Here is a 14636-nt window from a genome sequence, read left to right on the forward strand (position 1 = left end):
CGCTTCCTATATCCTTTTTCGAACGCAAATTGTTGGGCACCTCTGTCGCTGCGGTGGCTTTGCCCGACGCCTCACCCCAGGAGCCATCATGTCGGAAAAGCCAGTCAGGATCCCCGGTCCCGATCATCCCATCACGATCGAGGAGAAGCATGCGCATGTCACCGTTTCGGTCGCCGGCAAGACGATTGCCGACACGCATGAGGCGTTGGCTCTCAAGGAAGCATCCTACCCGGTCGTCATCTATGTCCCGCGCAAGGATATCGACATGTCGTTGCTGGAACGGACCAGTCACGAAACCTATTGTCCCTACAAGGGCGAGTGTTCTTACTACAGCATCCCCGTCGGCGGCGAGCGCTCGGTGAACGCCATCTGGACCTACGAGAACCCCTATCCTTCGGTCAGCCAGATCAAGGAATACATGGCCTTCTATCCCGATCGCGTCGATTCCATCGACATCGTTACCTAAAGCGCCAGACCACTTGAGGCGTCGAAGACGTAAACCTGCTCGGGGCTGACGGAAACATTCAACTGTTGGCCATAGCGCACCGGCGCTTCGCCATCGACCACGGCGGTTACCTGTTCGCCGGCAAGGTCGAACAGCACATGCGTCTGCGCGCCGGTCGGCTCTACCAGCAGTGTCTGGCCGGTGAGCGGCGAACCGCCGCTGGCAAGGCTCAGATGCTCCGGCCGCAGGCCGATCTTCACGCTCTGGCCAGCCTTCACCTTGCGTTCGCCGGCGATACGGATCGGCGTGCTGTCCTTCAGCCGCACGGCCGGCGAGCCATCAATCCCATCAACCACGCCATCGAGGAAGTTCATGGCCGGTGAGCCGATGAAACCGGCGACGAAGAGATTGGCCGGCTTGCGGTAAAGCTCGATCGGCGTTCCCTGCTGCTCGATCCTGCCCTGGTTCAGCACCACGATGCGATCGGCCAGCGTCATGGCCTCGATCTGGTCGTGGGTCACGTAGATCGAGGTGGTCTGCACCTTCTGATGCAGCGCCTTGATTTCGGAACGCATCTGTACGCGCAGCTTCGCATCGAGGTTGGAGAGCGGCTCGTCGAACAGGAAGACGGCCGGATTGCGCACGATGGCGCGGCCCATCGCGACGCGCTGGCGCTGACCGCCGGAAAGCTGCGCCGGTTTGCGGTCGAGCAGTTTTGTGAGATCGAGCATGCGCGCAGCTTCGTTGACCCGCTGCTCGATCACCTGCTTGGTTTCGCCCGAAAGCTTCAGGTTGAAGCCCATATTCTCGGCGACTGTCATATGCGGATAGAGGGCATAGGACTGGAAGACCATGGCGATGTTGCGCTCGCGCGGCGTCATGGCGTTGACCACCTGCCCGCCGATCGACACGTCACCATCGGTGATTTCCTCGAGCCCTGCGATCATCCGCAACAGCGTGGACTTGCCGCAGCCCGAGGGGCCGACAAGCGCGATGAACTCGCCGTCCTCGATCGAAAGCGAAATATCGTGGATGACAGTGAGCGCCCCGTAGGCCTTGTGGATGTTGTGCAGTTCGACGGATGCCATGTTGTTTGCTCCGATGAGGCTCAGGATTTCACTGCACCGGCGGTGAGGCCGGCGATGATGTGCTTCTGCGCCAGGAAGAAGACGATGATGGTGGGCAGGATGGTCAGCGTGATGAAGGCGAGCACCAGCTCCCATTCTGTGCCGAATTCGCCGCTATAGACCATCATGCCGAGCGGCCAGGGATAGATCGAATCCGAGTTCAGCATGATCAGCGGCAGGATGTAGCTGTTCCAGCTGCCGACGAAGGAAATGATGCTGACGGTCGCGATGATCGGCCGCGAGAGCGGCAGCGAGATATGCCAGAAGAAGCGGATATAGCCGCAACCGTCGACAAACGCCGCCTGGAACAATTCTTCCGGAAGGTTTCGAAAATAGTTTCTAAAGAGAAGAATGCTCATGCCGAGGCCGAAAGCCACCTGCGGCAGCACCACGCCCCAATAGGTGTTGAGCAGGCCGAGATCGCGGATGCGGATGAAGAGCGGCAGGATGGCGGTGGCGGCCGGGAACATTAGGCCGATCAGAAAATAGTTCAGCAGGAAGTTCGAGCCGAAGAATTTCACATGCGCGAAAGCGAAGGCGGCCATGGCCGAAACCGACAGCGTCAGGAACACGGTTAGCACGGCGATGATCAAAGAGTTCATCATCTGCCGCCAGTAGCGGTCGCCGAACAGGATGCCGGTATAGTTTTCGAAATGCCATTCGGCCGGCAGGCCGAACGGATTGGTCCGGAGATCGCCGAGCGTCTTGAAGCCGCCGAGCGCGGTCGTCATGAGCGGGATCAGCACGATGGCGGCAATGATGGTCAACGACACATAGAGATAGATCTTCGTGCCGGTGGTCAGTCGAACGGATGAGGCCATATCAGTCATTGCGCATAAATATCCGTTTGTAGCCGAAGGCGAGGGTGACGCAGATCACGAACAGCACAACGCCGACGGCGCTGCCGAGGCCGACCTGCATGCGGGTGACGCCGAAATTGTAGAGGAAGGTCACCATCGTCTGGGTCGAGTTGAACGGGCCGCCGCCGGTGAGCGGCATGATCATGTCAAAAAGCTGCAGCGATCCCACCACGGCGAAGAAGACGGAGAGACGCAATGTCGAGCCGAGCAGCGGCAGCGTCACGTAGCGAAACTTCTGCCAGCCGGTGGCACCATCGATCTCGGCGGCCTCCAGCACGCTCTTGTCCAGGGATTGCATGCCGGCGATGAACAGCATCATGTGAAAGCCGAAATATTTCCACACGATCACGCCGAGTACGGCGTACATCGCCAGATCCTTGTCGGCGAGTACGTAAGGGGTCGCGGTGCCGAGAAAATGCGCGAGCGCCGCAAACAGACCGTAGTCGCCATCATAGACGAAGCGCCAGATGAGGCCTGCGGCCACTTCGGCCAGCACATAAGGTAGGAAGAAAATCAGACGGAAGAGCACGACGCCGCGAATGCGGTTTGCCAGCATGGTCGCCAGCCAGATGGCAAGCGGCACCTGGATAGCGATCGACACAAGGATGATGAGCGCATTGTTCTTCAGCGACGTCAGGAAGGCATCGTTCTTGAACAGAACCTGGAAATTGCGCAGGCCGACAAACTCCGTCGGCAAGCCGTAGCCGCTCCAGCGATAGAGGCTGTACCAGGCGGCCTCCCCCATCGGCAGGATGACGAAGATGGTGAAAAGCAGAACGGCGGGCGGCAGAAATAGCAGGATAACCGGCATGCGGCCGCGCGCGGCCGGCGATTTTCGCTTCGCGACAGGCTTCGCTCTTGCGACGGAGGGCATGGCGGTCGTGGCGCTGACATCGGTCATGGGCGGTCTCGACGATTGCAATTCAAGGAGAAACCGGCGCCGGCACAAGGGAGCGGCCGGCGCCGGATGCCGCTAGAGCTGGTCCTGCTCGAAGGCGTCCTGGACCTGCTGCGCGCCATCCTTCGGCGGAATCTGGCCGGAGACGATGCCGACGGAAATGTCGTTGACGACACGGCCGACGGACGGACCGAGATCCTGGTCGAAGAAGTTCTGATGCCACGTCGAATGCGCCAGCTGATCGGCAGCTCCGCGCATCAGTGGTGACTTGATGCCATCCTGCGCGCCGTCAGCGACGGGAATGATCAAGCCGGCCTGCGCAATCGTGCGCTCGTTGTCGGCATTGGTAAGATAGGCCAGGAAATCGAGCGTTTCCGGCGGAGCCTTCTTCGTGACGGCCCAACCATTCAGGCCGCCGAGCGTATCGGTCGGAGCGCCCGCGCCGCCAGTTACGGCCGGGAAAGCGAAGCGGCCGATATTGTCGTCCGCCAGCCCCTTGCCGTCGCCCGAATTGACGCGCTGTGTGGCGACAGTCGTCTCGAAGCTAAGGATCATTGCTGCCTTACCGTCACCGAAGACGCCGAGCGTCTGCGGCCAGGTGGCACCGAGATAGCCTGGCTGGAAGGGCTCGAGCTTGCCGAGTTCCGCAAGCTGTTCGCCAGCCTTGATGATGGCTGGATCGTTGAAGCTCTTGCCCTTGCCGTTCTTGGCGTCGTTGAAGACCTGCTGACCGCCGTCGCGCATCACCAGATAGCTCCAGTAGAAATGGATCGGCCATTTTTCGCCGCCGCCGCCCGCGATCGGCACGATGCCGGCCGCCTTGATCTTCTTCACCGCGGCAAGATAGTCATCCCAGGTCTTGATGGCATCGGCGTCGACGCCGGCCTTGGCGAACAGGGCCTTGTTATAGAAGAAGGAAACAGTGCCCATCTGATAGGGCACGGCGCTGACCTTGCCGTCGAAAGTCAGGCCCTTGATTGCAGCCTGATTGTAGCTCTTCTTCCAGGCACCATCCTTTGCGTCCATTGCCTTGGTCAGATCCAGCAACGTGCCGGTCTGCTGCTGCTGCTTCAGCACGCCACCGCCCCAGCTATAGAACAAATCCGGGGCATCCTTGGACTGCAAAAGGGTCGGCAGCTTGGCCTTGAATGCCTCGTTGGCCAGGAACTGCATCTCGATCTTCGTGCCCGGATGCTTGGCCTCATACTGATCGGCGATCTTGCGCCAGACGGCGACATAGGCCGGATTGGCCTCAAGATGCAGCCATTTGACGACGGTGTCGGCGGCAGCGCTCGTCACGCCGGCCAAAACAGTCAGCCCCGTCGTGGCGGCAATAGCAGCAATGCGAAGGGCCCTGGCCCCACGTAGATGGATCATGATTTTCTCCTCCCAAGGGAACCAAGAGCCTCAATATTTTTTCCCTTATGCGGAATAATTCAACGGAGCTTTGCCGAAATGTCAACCGCCATCGCTAAATTTTTGGCAGATTGGCACCAAAATGGCTTGACATTAGGCAACCGCCATAGGTTATTTAATTCGCATTCCGATAAAAATACCAGGCCGCAGCCGAGCGGGTCCGTCATTCGGCACCAATCTCATGAAAACAGCAGATCCCGAGCTTATGCGGGCGATAAACCGCTTCAATGTGCTGGATACGATCCGGCGGGCGGGCTCTATCGCACGTATCGAAATCAGCGACCGCACCCAGCTTTCAACCACAACAGTTTCGGCGATCACGGCATCGCTGCTGGATGACGGGCTGATTCTGGCGCGCACCGAAGGCGATCTCCGCGAGGCGGCAACCCGCGGTCGGCCCCGCGTCATGCTGGAGCTCAATCCAGATGCCGCGCGCGTCGTCGGTGCGAAAATCGCCGCCAACCGCATGGTCTTCGTCGTGACAGACTTTTGCGGCGAGGTTCTTTCGACGCTGACGCTGGCGCTGCGCGTCGACCGGCAGCCGATCGGCGTGATCGCCGATCTGCTTGAGGATGGCGTGCGCCGCTGCGTCGTCGATGCCAATCTCGCTCTGGATGAGATCGATTCCGTCTGCCTCGGCTTGCCCGGCGTCGTCGAACATCGCACCGGCCATGTCCGCACCAGCCCGATTTTTCGTGAAACCGGCGTCGATTTCGCCAAGGAAATGTCGGAACGGCTGGGCGTGACCACCATCATCGAAAGCGATGCGCATGCCATCACGCTCGCCCATCACTGGTTCGGCAAGGCGAGAGACCTCGACGACATGGTGCTGGTGTCGCTTGAGCAGACGCTGGGACTTGGCGTGTTGCATGGCGGCCAGCTTTTTCGCGGCGCCGGCGGCCTCAGCCACAATCTCGGCGATCTCACGCTCGGCATCGGCCCGCAGGGCACGATCAGACTGGCGAGCCTTGCCGGCGAAAGCGCCATTCTCGGCGACCAGCCGAGCGGCCGTTTTGCCGAAGCTATCCGCCTCGGCCGGGGAATGGCCCATGCCAAGACGCTGATCGACGCTGAAGACAACGCGCTGATCGGCGCAGCAATCCGCGCCGGCGAAGCCTGCGGCATGGCACTCGCCAACATCGTCACGCTGTTTGCTCCGCCGCGCGTCATTCTGGTGGGATCGAGCCTGGCGCTCGGCCAACCCTTTCTCGACAGCCTGCGGGAGGCCTATTCGCTGGCCATCCCGCCGTCGATCAAAGGCGTGACCGAATTGGTTTTCGATCAGTCGACCGACGAGACCTGGGCGCAGGGCGCTGCGGTCGTCGCGCTGCGCGAACTTTACGAATCGCCCTGGGGAACGACGGGACCGGCACCGGCCCTCTGATCCCCACAGCAATTCCAGGAAAAGTGTGCAGCGGTTTTCCGTCCGGAATTGCGTCGAAACAATAGGATAGAGCGGCTCAGCGCTTACGTGAAACGCTGAGCCGCTCCAGGACAGCAAAGACAATTCATCTGGAGGAAATCTATGAACAAGGTCGGCATCGGCATTATCGGCTGCGGAAACATTTCCGGCGCCTATCTCACCGCCATGAAATCCTTTCCCATTCTCGACATCAAAGGCGTCGCCGACCTCAATCGCGAGCTTGCCGAGGCAAAAGCCGCCGAATTCGGTCTGAAGGCAGTCGATATCGCCGCCTTGCTGGCTGATCCCACAATCGAGATCATCGTCAACCTGACCATTCCCAAGGCGCATGTCGCCGTCGGACTTCAAGCGCTGGAAGCCGGCAAACATACCTATTCGGAAAAGCCGCTCGGCATCAATTTCGCCGAAGGCAAGACGCTTGCGGATGCCGCGGCCGCCAAGGGCCTGCGCATCGGCGCGGCACCCGATACCTTCCTCGGCGGAGGCCATCAGACGGCCCGCGCCATCATCGACGAGGGCGCCATCGGCATCCCGGTCGGCGGCACCGCCACCTTCATGTGCCCCGGCCATGAGCGCTGGCATCCGAATCCGGCTTTCTATTATGAAGTCGGCGGCGGCCCGATGCTCGACATGGGCCCTTATTACATCACCGATCTCGTCAACCTGCTCGGCCCCGTTTCCCAGGTCGCAGGCTTTGCTGTCACGCCGCGCAAGGAGCGCATCATCACCAGCGAGCCGCGCAACGGCGAGCACATCCCCGTGCATGTGCCGACCCACGTCGCCGGCGTCATGGCCTTTGCCAATGGCGCCGTCGTCCAGATCGGCATGAGCTTCGATGTCGCCGGCCACAAGCACGTGCCGCTCGAGGTCTACGGCACCGAAGGCACGCTGATCGTGCCCGATCCGAACCGTTTCGGCGGCCCGGTGGAGTTCCTGACGAAGGGCGGCGAATTCGCCGAGCGCGAAATCACCGCGCCTTATGCCGATGGCAATTACCGCTCGCTCGGCGTTGCCGACATGGCGCACGCCATCCGCTCGAACCGTCCGCACCGCGCCAATGGCAGCCTCGCGCTACATGTGCTCGAAGTCATGGAAGCCTTCCAGACGGCCTTCGACAGCGGGCGCACCGTCACCATCACGACGCAAACGGAGCGTCCGGCCCCTCTGTCCGAATCCCTGGTGGATGGACAGATCGGCCGCTAGAACGGTTCAGCTTTTCATGGAAACGCCGAACCGTTCCAGCTTTTTGTTTTCTCGCAATTCCGGACGGAAAACCGCTACGCACTTTTCCTGGAATTGCTCTAACCGCACAATTTTAGGAGGAATATCATGCGTGAAGCACTTATTGTCTGGGGCGGCTGGAGCGGCCACGAACCGCAGGAATGCGCCCATATCATCCGCGACATGCTGGAAGAGGACGGCTTCAAGGTTTACCTCGAAAACAGCACCGAAGCCTTCGCCGATCCCTCGATCCACGATCTCAGCCTGATCGTGCCGATCGTCACCATGTCGAAGATCGAGAAGGAAGAGGTCAAGAACCTTGCCGATGCGATCGAAAGCGGCGTCGGCATTGCCGGCTATCATGGCGGCGCAGGCGACAGTTTCCGTGAGAGCGTCGAATACCAGTTCATCGTCGGCGGCCAATGGGTTGCCCATCCCGGCAACATCATCGACTACAAGGTCAATATCACGCGCCCGGATGACCCGATCATGGAGGGGATCACCGACTTCCCCTACACATCGGAGCAATATTACATGCATGTCGATCCGTCGAACGAGGTGCTTGCGACCACGACCTTCACCGGCGACCATGCCTACTGGATCGACGGCGTCGTCATGCCCGTCGCGTGGAAGCGCAAATACGGCAAGGGCCGCGTCTTCTATTCCTCCCTTGGCCACCAGGCCAAGGAATTCGCCGTGCCGCAGATGAAAACCATCTTCCGCCGCGGCGCCAACTGGGCAGCCCGCTGAGGATCGAGACCTTGGTGGCCTGGCAAAGCTGCTTACATGGGAGATTGCAGGTTTCTGCGGGAAGAGCAGCGCAAGATGGAGCCGGCGCGCTGAGGCGTGAGGATAGGAAGTAACGATGGAGCTCGAAGAGGGTGCGATACCCCCTCCGTCACTTCGTGACATCTCCCCCACATGGGGGGAGATTGGTAACTTGCAGCACCGGCCTGCCTCAAATCGAAATTGAAGCCGTAGAAACCAAAGTGCACCGCACTATTAGAAGCGGCAACGAACTCCTAACGATCTCCCCCCTTGTGGGGGAGATGTCGCGACAGCGACAAAGGGGGGGTGCCAGCGCTTCCACCAATTGAAAAGCCTCAGGCGAATCTCATTCAGCTCTTCTTGAGCTTAAGCTTCGCCTTCCCCTCGTCCACCAGCCTTTGCGCGGCTTCGGCGACCGTGATCTTGCCGAAGGCAAGCTGGTCGGCGATGGGGCGCGCGACGTTCACGTCGAATTCCTGGGAGCCCATCGGCGCCGGCGGCGGATAATCGCCTACCTGGTCTTTCAGCAGTTGGACGTATTTAACCGTCAGCTGCTCCACCGCATTGAGCTGCGGCAGGATCGCCTCGCGCACGGTCGGCGACATCGGCACGCCACGCTCAACACCGAGGATCTTGCCGGCGTCGACGTCGTTGACAAAGAAATCGATGAATTTCGCGGCCGCCTCGCCGTTCTTGCTGGTGGCGCCCACGCTCCAGATCAGCGCCGGACGGTAATAATGGCCGGACGGGCCATCCTTCTTCTCGCGCGGCAGCATGGTGATGCCGAGCTTGCTCTTGACTACGAGTTGATAGCCCACGAGCTGGTTGGAATAGGCCATGCCCATCGCCGATTTGCCAAGCGCCAGGCAGTTGCTTTCAATGACGTTCTGATCGAGCGTCTGCACGTCGGGCGGCACGGTGCCGCCGCGTTTGCGCAGCTCTTCCCAATAGGAATACCATTCCTTGGCATCGTCGACGCCAAAGCCGAGATTGCCTTCCTTGGTAAAGAGGCTCTTGCCGCGCTGGCGCATCCAGGCATCGAGCACATAATTATAACGCGCACCATAGGGACCGCCCCAATAGGCACGCTTGCCGGCAGCCTTGGTCATCTCCACGGCTAGCTCGGCATATTCGGCCCAGGTCGTCGTCGGGCCGGGCGGGGTCAGACCAGTCTTCTGGAAGATTTCTTCGTCATAGAACATCGCGAAGGAGTTCAGCCCGAGGCCGACGCCATAGAGCTTGTCGTCGATCGTCGTCAGCTTCAGCACGTCCTTACCGAAGGCATTAACCTTGAGGGTCGCAGGCACGAATTGATCGAGCGGCATGCAGGCGCCGCGCTGGGAATAGTCCGAAATCGTGCTCGGCTCGAGCTGGAAGACATCCGCTATGTTCTGGCTCGCCATTCCCGTTGCGAGCTTGGCCCAATAGCCGTCGCCGCTGATGCTTTCGCCGACGACGGAGATATCCGGGTTCTTGCTGTGGAACAGCTCGGCAACCGCGACCGTGCGCTTGCCGCGATCGGGCGAACCCCACCACATGGCCCTGAGCTGCGTCGCATCGGCAAAGGCCGGCATCGCTCCGCCTGCGAAGGCGAGACCCGCCGCGGCGCCAGTGGCTCCAATCATGAATGAACGGCGATTCATGCGCATGAGATTCCTCCTTCTCTTGCGTTGTCATCCACGGCGATCTCCCGACGCCTCTGCGGATGAAGTGAGGTGAAGATATGCAACTTCATTGCACTGTGCAATAAAAAATCTTTCTATTGCAAATTTGCGTAATTTTGCATAGCTTTTGCGATATGAACGATATTCGCTCCAAACGCATCAGACAGGCCGATATTGCCGCCGCGGCCGGCGTCTCCGTTTCGACGGTGTCGCGGGTTCTCACCAATGAGCCCGGCATCAGCGAGACGATCCGCCAGCACATCTTCAAGGTCGCAGGCGATCTAGGCTACCCGCTGAAGACGGCGGCAGAGACGACGACCGGCGGCCTGGCATTGATCGCCAGCGACAGCGTCACCGGCGGCCTCAGCGTTTTCTATGAGGGCATTCTGGAAGGCCTGCGCGCTGGAGCCGCCGAGCGCGGCATGCGCTTCGATATCCGTCTCATCCGCGAGGCGAGGACAGAACCGGAGCTGGTGAAGGAATATTTGCAGGCAGCCGGCGCCGAGGGCCTGTTCCTCGTCGGCATAGACCCCTCGGAAGAGCTATGCCGGTGGCTGGAGGCGAGCGGTACGCCCGTCGTGCTCGTCAACGGCACCGACCCGAAGCTACGCTTCGACGGCGTTTCGCCCTCGAATTTCTTCGGCGCCTACAATGCGACCCGACGCCTGCTCGATGCCGGCCATCGCCGCATCCTGCATCTGACCGGCTCGCATCGCCAGACGATCCGCGAGCGCATCCGCGGCTTCGAGGCGGCGATCGCCTCCGTCGAGGGTGCGAAAGGCCGCATCGTGCCGATGAATTTTCGCGGCAGCTCCAGCCAGGAAGCCCATGATACGACCGCGGATATCCTCGCCGCAGGTGAAGGCTACACGGCCGCCTTCTGCATGAATGATTTCATCGCCGTCGGCGTGCTCGACGCGGTGATCGAAGCGGGCCTGCGTGTGCCCGAAGATTTCGCCATCGTCGGCTTCGACGACCTTCCCTGCGCCCTGATGACCAACCCCAGGCTGGCAACCATGCGCGTCGACCGCGCTGCCCTCGGCCGGGAAGCCATCGGCCTGATGATCGCGCGCTTCCGCGATCGCGATGCGCCGGCCCGCCAGATCTGCCACGGCGTTCCACCGATCGCCGGAGGCACGCTACCACCCGAACCTTGAGCCCAATCCCGCCGCGGAAACGATCGAGAAAGCCGAACCGATGATCTACGACCCCGCCAGCTCCAATCCGCTCGCCGGCAACCCGCTTGCCAACCTCGCCGACATGCGCCGTGCGCTGACCGACCTGTTCAATCCGCTTCTGCCCTATTTCTCACAAGGTAATGCTCGCGTCCGCATCGATGGCGCCGGCGCGCATTTCGACCGCGCCGCTGCCGATCTCGAAGGTTTCGCCCGCCCGCTCTGGGGCCTGGCACCCCTCGGCGCCGGCGGCGGCGGCTTTCACCACTGGGATCGCTATGCCGAGGGTCTTGCCAATGGCGTCGACCCGAAACATCCGGAATATTGGGGCACGGTCAACGGCCGCGATCAGCGCATGGTCGAACTGGCCGCACTCGGCTTTGCGCTCGCCTTGGTGCCCGAAAAGATCTGGGAGCCGCTCGACCAACGTGCGCGCGACAATCTGATTGCCTATCTCAAGCACGCCCGCACCTTCGACTATGCCGACAACAACTGGAAATTCTTCCGCATCTTCGTCGATATTGCTCTCGACAGGCTCGGCGCTTCCTTCGACCGCAGCCTGACCGAAAGCTATCTCAACGAGCTGGACGGCTTCTACATCGCCGATGGCTGGTATCGCGACGGCAATGTCCGGCGCATCGACCATTACATTCCCTTCGCCATGCATTTCTACGGGCTGATCTATTCCAAACTCGTCAACGACGACCGTGCCGGGCGCTACCGCGAGCGCGCCGCGCTTTTCGCTAGGGATTTTCGTCATTGGTTCGCGCCCGATGGCGCCACCATCCCCTTCGGCCGGAGCCTGACCTATCGTTTCGCCTGCGCCGGCTTCTGGTCGGCGCTCGCCTTTGCCGATGTCGAGGCGCTGCCCTGGGGCGAAGTCAAGGGACTGTGCCTCCGGCACCTGCGCTGGTGGGCCGACAAGCCGATCGCCAACCGCGACGGCACCCTGCCGATCGGCTTCGCCTACCCCAACCTGCTAATGTCGGAAAACTACAATTCCGCCGGCTCGCCCTATTGGGCCTTCAAGGCCTTCCTGCCGTTGGCGCTGCCCGAAACGCATCCATTCTGGGCGGCCGAAGAAAAGCCGCTTGAAAGTGAGCCGGCTATCGTCCCGCAGAAACATCCCGGCATGGTGATGATGCGCGGCAAGGCCGATGTCGTGGCGCTCTCCTCTGGCCAGGAAAACCAGCAGATGCGCTTCGGCGCCGAGAAATACTCGAAATTCGCCTATTCCGCCCGCTATGGCTTCAGCGTTGAAAGCGACGAGCGTATCTTTGCCGGCGGTGCTTTCGACAGCATGCTCGCCTTCAGCGACGACGACCTGCATTACCGCGTGCGCGAAACCAACGAAGAAGCCAAGCTCGCCGGCGATACGCTCTATGCGAAGTGGTCGCCCTATCCGGATGTGACGGTGGAGACATGGCTCGTCCCTGCCGCACCCTGGCATATCCGCCTGCACCGGATCACCACGTCGCGGCCGCTGCAGACGGCGGAAGGCGGCTTTGCCATTGCAAGGCGCGATTTCGAAGCCGACACGCTCTCATCCGCAACCGGTGCCGCCTATGCGATCGGCGAAGAGGATTTTAGCGGCATTCTCGATCTTGGCTCGACGATCAAGCGCCAGGGCATCGCGCAGAAGGCGCCGCCGAACACCAACCTCATCGCTTCCAAGACGCTGGTGCCGCAGCTGCGCGGCACCATTCCTGCGGGCGAGACCATTCTCGTCTCTGCCGTGCTTGCGGAGAAAGACCAAACGGCCGTCGATCACACTTGGACCAAACCGCCTGGCCGACCCGATATCGATGCCCTGCGCGCCCTTATCCGTGACAAGGGGATCACGGTCAGCGTCATCGGGGCGCCCGGTCGCCTGCCATGACGCAATTTGCTTCCGGCCGTCCCGCCATTGCCCTAGCCATGCAGCCGTCGCGCACGCAGCACGTCCTGCCGGAGGCGCTCCTTCAGCGTCTCGGCACCGTTGGGCGCGTGCTCGATGCAGCACCGATGCAACGCTTCGATGACGAGCGTGCGGCGAAGCTCTTGGCGGAAGCCGAAATCCTGATCACCGGCTGGGGCGCTCCGACGATCGACGCCGCAGCGCTGGCACTATCGCCACGTCTGAAACTGGTGGTCCACGCCGCTGGCACGGTGAAGGGGCTGCTCGGGGACAGCCTGTTCGATCGCGGCATATTGGTCAGCCATGCCGCACAGGCCAATGCCCTGCCGGTTGCCGAATTCACGCTTGCCGCCATCATCTTCGCCGGCAAGAAGGTCTTCCGGTTCCGCGATTTCTACGTTGCCGACCGCAATCGCGCGCGGACGCTGACGATGCAGGCCGAGGCCATCGGCAACTACCGCCGCACGGTGGGCATCATCGGTGCCTCGCGGATCGGCCGGCGGGTGATCGAGCTGCTTTCGCACTTCGACTACCGCATCCTGCTTTACGATCCCATGGTCGGTGACACAGAGGCCGCCAGGCTGGGCGTCGAGAAAGCCGAGCTGGACGTCTTGATGGCATCGGCCGATATCGTCTCGCTGCATGCACCTTCCCTGCCGGCAACCCGGCACATGATCGACGTGCACCGCCTCTCGCTGATGAAGGAAGGCGCGACATTCATCAATACGGCGCGCGGCGCGCTGGTCGATGAAGAGGCCCTGATTGCCACACTGAAAACCGACCGCATCGACGCAATCATCGACGTCACCGATCCGGAAATCCCGGAAGCATCATCGGCCTTCTATGATCTGCCGAATGTCTTCCTGACGCCGCATATTGCCGGAGCCGTCGGGCTGGAGCGCACCCGCCTCGGCGAGATGGCGGTCGAGGAAGCCATCCGTTTCATCGAGGGCAAACCACTGCTCTACGAAATTCGCCGCGAAGACATGGCGCGCATGGCATGATGCACCGCAGCAGATCCATGAAAACTCCCTGAAATCGCCCCATTTCGGCACAGGCGAACAACTCGTTTTTAATCATTCCGCGCTAGCAATCTCTTTAGTGAAGAGGTTCTAGTAATGCGTACCCGTGTCCTTTCCATTCTGGCCGTAATGCTGCTCGGCGTGCTGGCGGGCTGTGCGACCGCACCCCGCCATACCCGCAACATCTGCGCGATCTTCGACCAGCGCGATGGCTGGTTCAACAACTGGCAGCGGGCCGCCGACCGCACGCAGCGGAAGTACGGCGTGCCGGTGCCGATCCTGATGGCGACGATCTACACGGAATCCGGCTTCCGACCGCGCGCCCGCCCACCGAGACGCTACCTGCTCGGCTTCATTCCCTGGAAGCGCCCGACGACAGCCTACGGCTATTCGCAGGCACTCGACGGCACCTGGGACAAATACAAGCGCGAAACGGGTAATTGGGGTGCAAGCCGTACCGACTTCGCCGACGCCATCGACTTTGTCGGCTGGTATCACTACCAGACGCACCTGCAGACCGGCATTCCGCTGAACGATTCCTATGGTCTCTATCTTGCTTATTATTCGGGGGCCAAAGGCTATCTGCAGGGATCATGGCGTGGCAATTCGACCGCGTTGGCCGGAGCCAAGCGCTTCAACGGCATGACGAGAATCTACGCGCAGCAGCTGCCGAGCTGCAGCTGATCTCGACACCCGGTTAAGATCAACCTCCGCGAGGAT

13 protein-coding genes are annotated in these 14636 nt (G+C 61.2%); 8 read left to right on the forward strand and 5 right to left on the reverse strand.

What is annotated here, in order from left to right; genetic code table 11:
* Positions 1–88 precede the first annotated feature (88 nt).
* Entirely contained in the window at positions 89–466 is a 378-nt protein-coding gene (locus tag QD409_RS20445) for a DUF427 domain-containing protein (protein ID WP_430763521.1), read from the forward strand.
* Here QD409_RS20445 and QD409_RS20450 read toward each other — a convergent pair.
* The 4 genes from QD409_RS20450 to QD409_RS20465 all read right to left on the reverse strand — a co-directional run bounded on the left by QD409_RS20450 (position 463) and on the right by QD409_RS20465 (position 4707).
* A complete protein-coding gene (locus QD409_RS20450) occupies positions 463–1533 on the reverse strand; it encodes an ABC transporter ATP-binding protein (protein WP_430763522.1) in 1071 nt (356 codons plus the stop codon). The genes QD409_RS20445 and QD409_RS20450 overlap by 4 nt on opposite strands.
* Positions 1534–1553: 20 nt before the next feature.
* Positions 1554–2402 (reverse strand): carbohydrate ABC transporter permease, encoded by an 849-nt coding sequence (locus QD409_RS20455; protein WP_092848190.1) that lies wholly within the window; start codon positions 2400–2402, stop codon positions 1554–1556.
* Entirely contained in the window at positions 2395–3333 is a 939-nt protein-coding gene (locus tag QD409_RS20460) for a carbohydrate ABC transporter permease (protein ID WP_092848187.1), read from the reverse strand. The genes QD409_RS20455 and QD409_RS20460 overlap by 8 nt, the downstream gene beginning before the upstream one ends.
* A gap of 72 nt (positions 3334–3405) precedes the next feature.
* Positions 3406–4707 (reverse strand): extracellular solute-binding protein, encoded by a 1302-nt coding sequence (locus tag QD409_RS20465; protein ID WP_430763523.1) that lies wholly within the window; start codon positions 4705–4707, stop codon positions 3406–3408.
* A 220-nt stretch (positions 4708–4927) separates the two neighbouring features.
* Between QD409_RS20465 and QD409_RS20470 the strand changes: the two genes are divergently transcribed.
* The 3 genes from QD409_RS20470 to QD409_RS20480 all read left to right on the forward strand — a co-directional run bounded on the left by QD409_RS20470 (position 4928) and on the right by QD409_RS20480 (position 8140).
* Complete coding sequence (locus QD409_RS20470; RefSeq protein ID WP_430763524.1) at positions 4928–6130, forward strand: ROK family protein; 1203 nt, start codon at positions 4928–4930, stop codon at positions 6128–6130.
* Between the two features lie 141 nt (positions 6131–6271).
* Entirely contained in the window at positions 6272–7372 is a 1101-nt protein-coding gene (locus QD409_RS20475) for a Gfo/Idh/MocA family protein (protein WP_430763525.1), read from the forward strand.
* Between the two features lie 126 nt (positions 7373–7498).
* A complete protein-coding gene (locus QD409_RS20480) occupies positions 7499–8140 on the forward strand; it encodes a ThuA domain-containing protein (protein ID WP_430763526.1) in 642 nt (213 codons plus the stop codon).
* A gap of 368 nt (positions 8141–8508) precedes the next feature.
* On the opposite strand, the gene QD409_RS20485 is transcribed toward QD409_RS20480, so the two are convergent.
* Positions 8509–9807, reverse strand: a complete 1299-nt coding sequence (locus QD409_RS20485) for an ABC transporter substrate-binding protein (protein WP_430763527.1) — start codon at positions 9805–9807, stop codon at positions 8509–8511.
* A 149-nt stretch (positions 9808–9956) separates the two neighbouring features.
* Between QD409_RS20485 and QD409_RS20490 the strand changes: the two genes are divergently transcribed.
* From QD409_RS20490 to QD409_RS20505, 4 genes are all read left to right on the forward strand, one after another.
* On the forward strand, positions 9957–10979 hold the full coding sequence (locus QD409_RS20490) for a LacI family DNA-binding transcriptional regulator (RefSeq protein ID WP_430763528.1): 1023 nt from the start codon (positions 9957–9959) through the stop codon (positions 10977–10979).
* 40 nt (positions 10980–11019) lie between these two features.
* Complete coding sequence (locus QD409_RS20495; RefSeq protein ID WP_430763561.1) at positions 11020–12876, forward strand: DUF2264 domain-containing protein; 1857 nt, start codon at positions 11020–11022, stop codon at positions 12874–12876.
* On the forward strand, positions 12873–13898 hold the full coding sequence (locus tag QD409_RS20500) for a hydroxyacid dehydrogenase (RefSeq protein ID WP_430763529.1): 1026 nt from the start codon (positions 12873–12875) through the stop codon (positions 13896–13898). Before QD409_RS20495 ends, QD409_RS20500 begins: the two co-directional genes overlap by 4 nt.
* Before the next feature lie 114 nt (positions 13899–14012).
* Positions 14013–14600, forward strand: coding sequence for a transglycosylase SLT domain-containing protein (locus QD409_RS20505; protein WP_004126901.1), 588 nt, complete (start codon positions 14013–14015; stop codon positions 14598–14600).
* Positions 14601–14636: the final 36 nt, after the last annotated feature.

This window comes from Rhizobium sp. BR 315, assembly GCF_050577975.1.
In the GTDB taxonomy this organism is placed as follows: domain Bacteria; phylum Pseudomonadota; class Alphaproteobacteria; order Rhizobiales; family Rhizobiaceae; genus Rhizobium; species Rhizobium miluonense.

Excerpts from the sequence above, each read along its gene's own strand:
- QD409_RS20465 (WP_430763523.1), bottom strand. The coding sequence starts at position 4,707 with ATGATCCATCTACGTGGGGCCAGGGCCCTTCGCATTGCTGCTATTGCC.
- QD409_RS20505 (WP_004126901.1), top strand. The coding sequence starts at position 14,013 with ATGCGTACCCGTGTCCTTTCCATTCTGGCCGTAATGCTGCTCGGCGTG.
- QD409_RS20480 (WP_430763526.1), top strand. The coding sequence starts at position 7,499 with ATGCGTGAAGCACTTATTGTCTGGGGCGGCTGGAGCGGCCACGAACCG.
- QD409_RS20500 (WP_430763529.1), top strand. The coding sequence starts at position 12,873 with ATGACGCAATTTGCTTCCGGCCGTCCCGCCATTGCCCTAGCCATGCAG.
- QD409_RS20470 (WP_430763524.1), top strand. The coding sequence starts at position 4,928 with ATGAAAACAGCAGATCCCGAGCTTATGCGGGCGATAAACCGCTTCAAT.
- QD409_RS20445 (WP_430763521.1), top strand. The coding sequence starts at position 89 with ATGTCGGAAAAGCCAGTCAGGATCCCCGGTCCCGATCATCCCATCACG.
- QD409_RS20490 (WP_430763528.1), top strand. The coding sequence starts at position 9,957 with ATGAACGATATTCGCTCCAAACGCATCAGACAGGCCGATATTGCCGCC.
- QD409_RS20495 (WP_430763561.1), top strand. The coding sequence starts at position 11,020 with ATGATCTACGACCCCGCCAGCTCCAATCCGCTCGCCGGCAACCCGCTT.
- QD409_RS20475 (WP_430763525.1), top strand. The coding sequence starts at position 6,272 with ATGAACAAGGTCGGCATCGGCATTATCGGCTGCGGAAACATTTCCGGC.
- QD409_RS20460 (WP_092848187.1), bottom strand. The coding sequence starts at position 3,333 with ATGACCGATGTCAGCGCCACGACCGCCATGCCCTCCGTCGCAAGAGCG.
- QD409_RS20455 (WP_092848190.1), bottom strand. The coding sequence starts at position 2,402 with ATGACTGATATGGCCTCATCCGTTCGACTGACCACCGGCACGAAGATC.
- QD409_RS20450 (WP_430763522.1), bottom strand. The coding sequence starts at position 1,533 with ATGGCATCCGTCGAACTGCACAACATCCACAAGGCCTACGGGGCGCTC.
- QD409_RS20485 (WP_430763527.1), bottom strand. The coding sequence starts at position 9,807 with ATGCGCATGAATCGCCGTTCATTCATGATTGGAGCCACTGGCGCCGCG.